The organism is Streptomyces chattanoogensis, assembly GCF_001294335.1.
In the GTDB taxonomy this organism is placed as follows: domain Bacteria; phylum Actinomycetota; class Actinomycetes; order Streptomycetales; family Streptomycetaceae; genus Streptomyces; species Streptomyces chattanoogensis.
Map to the genome: position 1 here is coordinate 1 of NZ_LGKG01000117.1, position 247 is coordinate 247.

Sequence of the window (247 nt, forward strand, 5' to 3'; positions counted from 1 at the left end):
ATCCCTGAACAGGGGCTCCAGCGACCAGCCGTCCATCGCGATGTGATGCATGGCCAGGAGGAGTACGTGGTCCTGCGGTCCCAGCTCGAAGAGCCAGGCGCGCAGCGGTAGTTCGGAGGCCAGATCGAATCCCCGGCCCGCGGCGGTGGCCAGCTCCTTCGCCAGGCCGGCCTCGGTCACCGGCACCACGTTCAGCGGGACGTCGACCTCTTCCGGCTCCAGAACCCGCTGCCAGGGGATGCCGCCC

1 protein-coding gene is annotated in these 247 nt (G+C 69.6%); it reads right to left on the reverse strand.

Annotated elements, in window-relative coordinates:
• Positions 1-247 (reverse strand): condensation domain-containing protein (locus tag ADL29_RS14795; protein ID WP_157878495.1); only part of this gene is annotated, 247 nt, incomplete at both ends.